This window comes from Pseudarthrobacter adonitolis, from assembly GCF_055412845.1.
The window spans coordinates 228,353-235,346 of the sequence record NZ_JBVAYW010000004.1 but is presented as its reverse complement, the minus strand read 5'-3'; the positions used below and the strand labels follow the sequence as shown (position 1 = coordinate 235,346).

Annotated in this window: 10 protein-coding genes; 1 reads left to right on the top strand and 9 read right to left on the bottom strand. The window is 65.2% G+C overall.

Features of this window, described 5'->3' with window-relative positions; all coding sequences use genetic code 11:
* Positions 1-385 precede the first annotated feature (385 nt).
* From rpsN to ACZYZ4_RS07230, 5 genes are all read right to left on the bottom strand, one after another.
* Positions 386-691, bottom strand: coding sequence for a 30S ribosomal protein S14 (gene rpsN, locus ACZYZ4_RS07250; RefSeq protein ID WP_026266887.1), 306 nt, complete (start codon positions 689-691; stop codon positions 386-388).
* Positions 692-695: 4 nt separating this feature from the next.
* Positions 696-863 (bottom strand): 50S ribosomal protein L33, encoded by a 168-nt coding sequence (gene rpmG / locus ACZYZ4_RS07245; RefSeq protein WP_013602737.1) that lies wholly within the window; start codon positions 861-863, stop codon positions 696-698.
* Positions 863-1,099, bottom strand: coding sequence for a 50S ribosomal protein L28 (gene rpmB, locus ACZYZ4_RS07240; protein WP_011693744.1), 237 nt, complete (start codon positions 1,097-1,099; stop codon positions 863-865). The genes rpmG and rpmB overlap by 1 nt, the downstream gene beginning before the upstream one ends.
* Before the next feature lie 253 nt (positions 1,100-1,352).
* The gene (locus tag ACZYZ4_RS07235; protein ID WP_463859470.1) at positions 1,353-2,114 is read right to left on the bottom strand and encodes an SGNH/GDSL hydrolase family protein; all 762 of its coding nucleotides are present in this window, start codon (positions 2,112-2,114) and stop codon (positions 1,353-1,355) included.
* Positions 2,115-2,175: 61 nt separating this feature from the next.
* Complete coding sequence (locus ACZYZ4_RS07230; protein WP_463859469.1) at positions 2,176-2,667, bottom strand: MarR family winged helix-turn-helix transcriptional regulator; 492 nt, start codon at positions 2,665-2,667, stop codon at positions 2,176-2,178.
* An 82-nt stretch (positions 2,668-2,749) separates the two neighbouring features.
* Between ACZYZ4_RS07230 and ACZYZ4_RS07225 the strand changes: the two genes are divergently transcribed.
* Entirely contained in the window at positions 2,750-3,037 is a 288-nt protein-coding gene (locus ACZYZ4_RS07225; protein WP_463859467.1) for a YciI family protein, read from the top strand.
* Here ACZYZ4_RS07225 and ACZYZ4_RS07220 read toward each other — a convergent pair.
* The 4 genes from ACZYZ4_RS07220 to ACZYZ4_RS07205 form a co-directional block, all read right to left on the bottom strand.
* The gene (locus ACZYZ4_RS07220) at positions 3,034-3,876 is read right to left on the bottom strand and encodes an SGNH/GDSL hydrolase family protein (protein ID WP_463859489.1); all 843 of its coding nucleotides are present in this window, start codon (positions 3,874-3,876) and stop codon (positions 3,034-3,036) included. The genes ACZYZ4_RS07225 and ACZYZ4_RS07220 overlap by 4 nt on opposite strands.
* Before the next feature lie 180 nt (positions 3,877-4,056).
* On the bottom strand, positions 4,057-5,097 hold the full coding sequence (locus ACZYZ4_RS07215; protein WP_463859465.1) for a siderophore-interacting protein: 1,041 nt from the start codon (positions 5,095-5,097) through the stop codon (positions 4,057-4,059).
* Positions 5,094-5,921, bottom strand: coding sequence for an ABC transporter ATP-binding protein (locus ACZYZ4_RS07210; RefSeq protein ID WP_463859463.1), 828 nt, complete (start codon positions 5,919-5,921; stop codon positions 5,094-5,096). The genes ACZYZ4_RS07215 and ACZYZ4_RS07210 overlap by 4 nt, the downstream gene beginning before the upstream one ends.
* Before the next feature lies 1 nt (position 5,922).
* A complete protein-coding gene (locus ACZYZ4_RS07205) occupies positions 5,923-6,960 on the bottom strand; it encodes a FecCD family ABC transporter permease (protein ID WP_463859487.1) in 1,038 nt (345 codons plus the stop codon).
* Between the last annotated feature and the right edge of the window lie 34 nt (positions 6,961-6,994).

Sequence of the window (6,994 nt, the reverse complement as noted above, 5' to 3'; positions counted from 1 at the left end):
TTGGCCGCCCGCGGTAACCAGCTCTTCGCTGTTCCCCTCGCGGCGACTTAGAAAACAATACACCCACCCAACCCCCACCGCAAATCCACCCCCACAAGGGGCCCTAACCCCGCCGTTCCGGGCCCAAAGCCGGCGTCGGCACCCAAACCCGGGCGCCGTCGCCGTACGTGGCTTCTGTGCGCTGCAGCACAACGGCCACCGCCGCGCGCGGATCTCGACAAGCTCGATCACCGGAGAGGAGCTCGATCACCGAAGGGGAGCTCGACCACCGGGGGAGGTCAGTCGTCGGGGACAAGCTCGATCACCGGAAACCCTTAAATGCAGAAGGGCCGGCAACCAAACGGTTGCCGGCCCTTCTCAAGCAGCTGGAATCAGCGGTGCTGGATTACCAGGAAGACTTGGTGATGCCCGGGAGCTCACCACGGTGAGCCATGTCGCGGAAGCGAACACGGGAGATACCGAACTTCTGGAAGGTACCGCGGGGACGGCCGTCGATGATGTCGCGGTTACGCAGACGGACGGGCGACGCGTTGCGGGGAAGCTTCTGCAGGCCGAGGCGTGCAGCTTCGCGAACTTCGTCGGTCGAGTTGGGGTCAACCAGAGCCTTCTTCAGTTCGAGGCGCTTTGCAGCGTAACGCTCAACGATGACTTTACGCTGTTCGTTCTTTGCGATCATTGACTTCTTAGCCATGTGTTTAGCGCTCCTCTCGGAATTCGACGTGCTGACGGATCTTGGGATCGTACTTCTTCAGAACCATACGGTCCGGGTCGTTACGACGGTTCTTCCGCGTCACGTAGGTGTAACCCGTGCCTGCAGTCGACTTGAGCTTGATGATCGGACGTACGTCCTTGTCCTTAGCCATTAGAGCTTCACTCCCCGAGCAAGGATTGCGGCGACGACTACGTCGATGCCGCGCACGTCGATGGTCTTGATGCCACGAGCAGAAACCTGCAGCGTGACGTTACGGCGCAGGGACGGAACCCAGTAGCGCTTCTTCTGAATGTTCGGATCGAACCGACGCTTGTTGCGACGGTGCGAGTGCGAAATGCTGTGCCCAAAGCCCGGCTCGGCTCCGGTCACTTGGCAGTGTGCTGCCATGACTTCTCCTCAAGAATTGAATGTAATGATCCGCATATCTGCTGCAGGATCATGCGGCTAAGTGCGACCCAAAGTGATCAGGGTAAACGGTTAGTCACGCAACTTGAGCCCCTAACTACCGGCTACCCTGGAGAAAATTACCGGGCCACCGGAGCAATTGCGCACGCTCCGCGCACTTAGCGCTCACCAAGTCTACGAGTTCACGCAATTAAAGACCAATCCGGGCTCGGACGGTGTATAAGGGGGCGCCGCTTCAGGGGCGGGTGAGCTCGGCGTACTTGGGCGCCAGTCCGTCGCCGGAGGACTTGCCGGTGACGCGGCGGACCATCCAGGGGCCCGCGAATTCGCGGACCCAGCGGGCGTTGGCGCGGAGGGCTTCGGCCCGGTTTAGCTCGGGCACCGGGGTCATGGGCGGGACTTCGATCGAGTGGTCGCGCTCCAGGACGGTGAGGACCCGGTTGGCCATGTTGGCGTGCCCGGCGGCGGACATGTGCATCCGATCCTTGGCCCACATGCCCCAGTCGTAGTACTCGTTGAAGCGCCAGTAATCCACAAGCAACGCGCCGTGGTCCCCGGCAATGCCGCGGACCAGTTCGTTGTAGATGGCGGTGCGGCCGCGCATGGTGCTGAAAACCTTGGAGCCACGCGCGTCAAAGCCGGTGAATATCACCACGCTAGCGCCGGTGGCCGCCAGCTTGCGGATGCCGGCGTCGTATTCCGCCAGGAGATCGTCGATGTCGATCTTGGGCCGCAGAATATCGTTAGCACCTGCGTAAATGGTCACCAGGGTGGGGTTGAGTTCGACGGCGGCATCCACCTGCTCCGCCATGATCTGGCGGAGCTTCCTGCCGCGGATGGCCAGATTGGCGTAGCCGAAGCCGGGATCCGCCGCGCCCAGCTGCTCCGCCACGCGGTCCGCCCAACCGCGGACACCGTTGGGGCGGCTGGGATCGTCATCCCCGACCCCCTCCGTGAAAGAGTCACCGAGCGCTACATACCGGGTCGAAAAGTCCATGGCGTCAGTCTTTCATTTGTTGCCGGGAGCAACCAAGGCGGGGCACTGTCAGGGGGACGGCTTATGGCCGGCTTTCGGTGTCGCGGAGGATCCAGTGGTCGTCGTCCAGCCGGGCCACGATCTTTTCGCCGATGCGTGCCAGATCGTGGACGTCGCGTTCCGTCAGGGCGTCCAGGAACTTGGTGCGGACTGCCTCCACGTGCCCCGGTGCGAGCGCCTCCAAAGTGGCCATCCCGACGTCGGACAGGTGTGCTGTGGTGACACGGGCATCGCGGGGGTGCGGACGCCGCTCCAGCCAACCGCGCTTCTCCAGTTTGGCAACCACGTGCGAGAGCCGGGACAGCGACGAACTGGTGCGGGCGGCCAACTGGCTCATCGGCAGGAAACGGCCCTCAGCTTCGGACAGCATGGCCATGACGTTGTAATCGAAGAGGGACACCTTGCCGGCGGTGTGGAGCTGGTTGTCCAGGGCGGCCGGCAGCAGCGTGTTGATACTCAGGAGTGCCAGCCAGGCACGGCGTTCGTCGGCGTTGAGCCAGCGGGGTTCCGTCATGCGTCCATTCTAGAAGCAGAGCGTGGTTGAGAGTTCAAGTGACGCACCAGTTCCCGTGGACCCATCCGAGTAGGCTGACTCTATGTATGTTGTGTCGCTGACCTACAAGGTGCCCGAAGACATCGTGGAGTTCCATCTGGACGGCCACGTTGAATGGCTGAAGCAGGCCTTTGACGACGGCGTTTTTGTCGCCGCCGGGCGCAAGGTTCCCCGGACGGGCGGGCTGCTGCTGTCCAGGGCGGACCGTCCGACGTTGGAGGCGAGCCTGGCCAAGGACCCGTTTTACGTCAACGGCGTGGCTGAGTTCGAAGTCATGGAATTCGCGGCCAACAGGGTGGCGCCGGGTTTCGAGAACCTGCTGGACACCTAGGACTTCGTCGCCTCTGCCGTGGTTTTGTCCGCCAGCTTCTTCAGCCCGCGCTTCCGCGGCACCTTGACTGGTTCCGGCCAGCGCGGCGCCAGCGTATCCCCAAGGGTGACGCCCCTGATTTTACGGCCGAAGAGCGGCAGCACCCAGTCATTGATCCAACGCCGCTGCCGCTGCTCCCACTCCCGCAGGCTGAGCCGGGCCGGCGGGTCCCAGTCCTTCGGGCGGATCTTGTGCGGCACCCCGAGCTGGTCCAGCACCTGCCCGGCGAGGTACTTGTGGCCCGCCTTGGACATGTGGAGGCGGTCCGCGTCCCACATCCGACGGTCATGGAAGGCGTCCAGGCACCAGTAATCCACCAGGATCGCCCCATGCTTCGCGGCGATCTCGCGGACCCGCTGGTTGTAGACAGTGTTCCGCTTCTTCAGCAGCTCCAGAACCGCGGAGACTTTGACGTCGAAGCCGGTAAACAGGACCACCGTGGCCCCGCTCCCGGCCAACTGCGCCACGAGGTTCTCGTACTCGTCCATTAGGGCGGCCATGTCCGTGCCAATGTCCAGGATGTCGTTCCCGCCGGCGTACACGGTGATCAGCGCAGGTTTCATGGCGAGTGCCGGCTCCAACTGCTCGCTGATGATGTGGCGCAGGCGCTTGCTCCGGATAGCAAGATTGGCATACTCCCAGCCCGACTCAGCCTTGGCCAGCTTCTCGGCCACCCGGTCAGCCCATCCCCGCACCCCATTGGGAAGGCGGTCATCCCGGTCCCCCACGCCCTCGGTAAAGGAATCCCCCAGGGCAACAAAGACACGCCGCCCGTCCCGCGCAGGCAGTACGGGAGAGATGTCCACGCGACCACCCTAGCCACCCAAGACAACGCAAGGGTTAACGCCAAGCAACAGGACCTGCGGGAGCGTCAGCCAAAAACCCACAGATAGTGCGAGAGCGTCAGAATGTGGGGCCGGCAGAAGGCGAGCCGAGGCGCCCCAGCGGCGCACCCAACCGCCGGACCCGACGGAGAGGCCTTAGATCTCGGCCTTACCCTGGCGCCAGTAGCCCATAAAGGCGACCTGCTTGCGGTCGATTCCCACGTCCCGCACCAGGTACCGCCGCATGCCCTTGATGACGGCTGCTTCACCGGCGATCCAGGCGTAGAAGGGCATGGCACCGGCGGGTATGGCGGGGTTCTTGGTTGCCTCGATTTCGGCTGTCTCCATCCGCGCGGGCGTCTCCCAGAGGATGTCCACGTCCACGTTGACGTCTTCGGGCTCCGGGCCCGCGCCGGCGTCGGACGCTTTGATGCCCACCCAGCCGGGAACGGGGACCGCCGTGCGCACTGCCTGCTGCAGCAGCTCGCCGTGCGGGCGTGAGCGGCCGATGGCGGCACCGCGGGGAAGCCAGGTGATGTCGATGTCGGCGTCCGTATTGAGGTCGAGGAAGTCGCCGGCCTCCGGTACCTCGAGGAAGGCCTGGCCGGTCATGTAGGACGGCAGGCTTTCGAGGATGGCGGAGATGGCGGGAATGGCGGTTTCATCGCCGGCGAGCAGGATACGCTCCGCCATTCCGGGCCGCCACTCGATGCCGCCGTAGACCTCGGCGGTGTAGCACTGGGCGGCACGGTTGTTGGGGCCGATGATGGTGATCGCATCGCCCGGTTTGGCGTTCAGGGCCCAGTTCGCGGCCGGGCCGCCGTGGCCGTCGGCGTCGAAATGCATCACAAAGTCAACGTCAATTTCCGGATAAACGGCATCAAGCCGGGACTGGCGGACCGTGTAGGTGCGCATGGAGCCGCGCACGGCGGGATCCATGGCCAGCCATTCCCGGTACCAGCCGGACTGGGCCATCTCGAAGACCGGCAGGGGCAGCCGGGTTCCATCGGACGCCAGGGACGGGATCATCAGCTTGATCCGCAGGTCAAGGGTGTCGCCGTGCACGCCGAAGTCCCGCAGCGAGTACCCGCCGAAGGTGATCCGGCGGAAGTTGGGGCTCAGCTCCTGCACCGAGGAGACGGTGACCTCGAAAGCCAGGGTCATGGGCTCGGTGGCGGCGATGTCGCGGGTCTTCATGAAACGAGCTCCAGTTCGGTTGCGGTGGCGTGGTGGCGGCCGATGGGGATAATCAGGGGTGTGCCCGAGACGGGATCGGGAATCACCCGGGACTCAAGGCCGAAGACGTCGAGGACCAGCTTTTCGGTGACAACGGTTATGGGGTCACCCAGGGCCACGATCTCACCGCCCTTCATGGCGATGACATGGTCCGCGTAGCGTGCCGCCAGGTTCAGGTCGTGCAGGACGATGGCCACAGTGGTGCCGCGCTTGCGGTTCAGATCCGTGACCAGGTCCAGGACCTCCACCTGGTGCGCAAGGTCCAGGTAAGTGGTGGGTTCATCCAGCAGGAGCACGTCGGTTTCCTGGGCCAGCGCCATGGCGATCCAGACGCGCTGGCGCTGGCCGCCGGACAGTTCATCGACGTTCCGCTCAGCGAGTTCCAGCGTTTCTGTTGCTTCGAGCGCGCGCTGCACGGCGAGATCATGCTGTGACAAGTCACCCGTGCTCCAGTTGCGGAAGAAACCCTGGTGCGGATACCGCCCGCGGCCCACGAGGTCGCGGACAGCGATGCCGTCCGGCGCGGTGGGGTGCTGCGGGAGGAGCCCCAGGGTGCGCGCCAGTTCACGGGCCGGGCGTGCGTGGATGTCCTTGCCGTCCAGCGTGACCACGCCGGCTGCCGGTTTGAGGAGCCGGGACAGGCCGCGGAGGAGCGTGGACTTGCCGCAGGCGTTGGCGCCCACGATCATGGTGACCTTGCCCTCGGGGATTTCCGCCGTGAGGCCGTCCACCACGCAGCGCTGATCGTATTTTAGCGTGAGCTCCTGGGCGCTAAGAACGGCCATGTCAGGCATCCTTTCGGTTGGCCGTGACCAGAAGCCACAGCAGGAACGGGGCACCGAGTGCGCCGGTGATGACGCCGACCGGAAGGACGGTCCCGTCCAGAATCAGGGGGGCAATGTTCGACGCAATAAAATCGGCCGCCAGGACAATCAGCGCACCCACCAGGGCCGACGCCGGGAGGCTGGCTTTACGGGCGAAGCGCCGGGCGATCGGGCCGGCCAGGAAGGCGACGAACGAGACCGGCCCGGCAGCCGCCGTCGCCACCGCGGCGAGTGCGACGGCGGTGACCACCACGGCGAGGCGGGTGAACCCGACGCAGATGCCCAGCCCGGCCGCGGCGTCGTCGCCGAGTTCCAGGATGCGCAGCGGCCCGGCAAGGGCGATGACGGCGGGGACCAGGATCAGCAGCGCCAGTGCGAGCATGCCCGCCCGGTCCCAGTTGGCGGAGTTGAGGGAGCCGTTGAGCCAGACGAGCGCGTCGGCTGCCGTGCGGATGTCCGCGCGGGTCATGAGGAAGTTGACCACCGCATGCAGGGCGGCGGCGATGCCCACACCGGCCAGAATCAGCCGATTGCCTGCGGCGTTCCCCCCGGTGCCGCCGCCCGAGCCCAGTGACGGTCCGCGGGAGATGGCGTAGATCAGCGCCGCGATGCCCAGCGCGCCGCCAAGCGCCGCTCCGGACACTGCCGGACCGGTGGCTCCGAAGATCACGATGGCGGCGACCGCGGCCGCGCTCGCGCCGTAGCTGATGCCGATCACGTCCGGGCTGGCCAGCGGGTTGCGGAGCATGGTCTGGAACAGGCCGCCCGAGAGGCCGAACGCGGCACCGATCATCACGCCGATGACGGCCCGGGGCAGCTTGTTCTCCATGACAATGAAGCTTGCGCCAGGGACTTTCTCGCCGCCGGTCACGTGTCCTATGAGGATCTTGAAAAAGTCCGGGATAGTCACGGTGTAGCTGCCCAGGAGCACGTACACCGAGAACATGATCACAACGCCGAGGGCCAGGGCGGCGGTCCGGTTCAGGATGGTCCGGCCCATCAGAGGTGCGCGAACTGGCAGATAATCCCCTGTT

Excerpts from the sequence above, each read along its gene's own strand:
- ACZYZ4_RS07230 (WP_463859469.1), bottom strand. The coding sequence starts at position 2,667 with ATGACGGAACCCCGCTGGCTCAACGCCGACGAACGCCGTGCCTGGCTG.
- ACZYZ4_RS07205 (WP_463859487.1), bottom strand. The coding sequence starts at position 6,960 with ATGGGCCGGACCATCCTGAACCGGACCGCCGCCCTGGCCCTCGGCGTT.
- ACZYZ4_RS07210 (WP_463859463.1), bottom strand. The coding sequence starts at position 5,921 with ATGGCCGTTCTTAGCGCCCAGGAGCTCACGCTAAAATACGATCAGCGC.
- rpmB (WP_011693744.1), bottom strand. The coding sequence starts at position 1,099 with ATGGCAGCACACTGCCAAGTGACCGGAGCCGAGCCGGGCTTTGGGCAC.
- ACZYZ4_RS07215 (WP_463859465.1), bottom strand. The coding sequence starts at position 5,097 with ATGAAGACCCGCGACATCGCCGCCACCGAGCCCATGACCCTGGCTTTC.
- ACZYZ4_RS07235 (WP_463859470.1), bottom strand. The coding sequence starts at position 2,114 with ATGGACTTTTCGACCCGGTATGTAGCGCTCGGTGACTCTTTCACGGAG.
- rpmG (WP_013602737.1), bottom strand. The coding sequence starts at position 863 with ATGGCTAAGGACAAGGACGTACGTCCGATCATCAAGCTCAAGTCGACT.
- ACZYZ4_RS07225 (WP_463859467.1), top strand. The coding sequence starts at position 2,750 with ATGTATGTTGTGTCGCTGACCTACAAGGTGCCCGAAGACATCGTGGAG.
- rpsN (WP_026266887.1), bottom strand. The coding sequence starts at position 691 with ATGGCTAAGAAGTCAATGATCGCAAAGAACGAACAGCGTAAAGTCATC.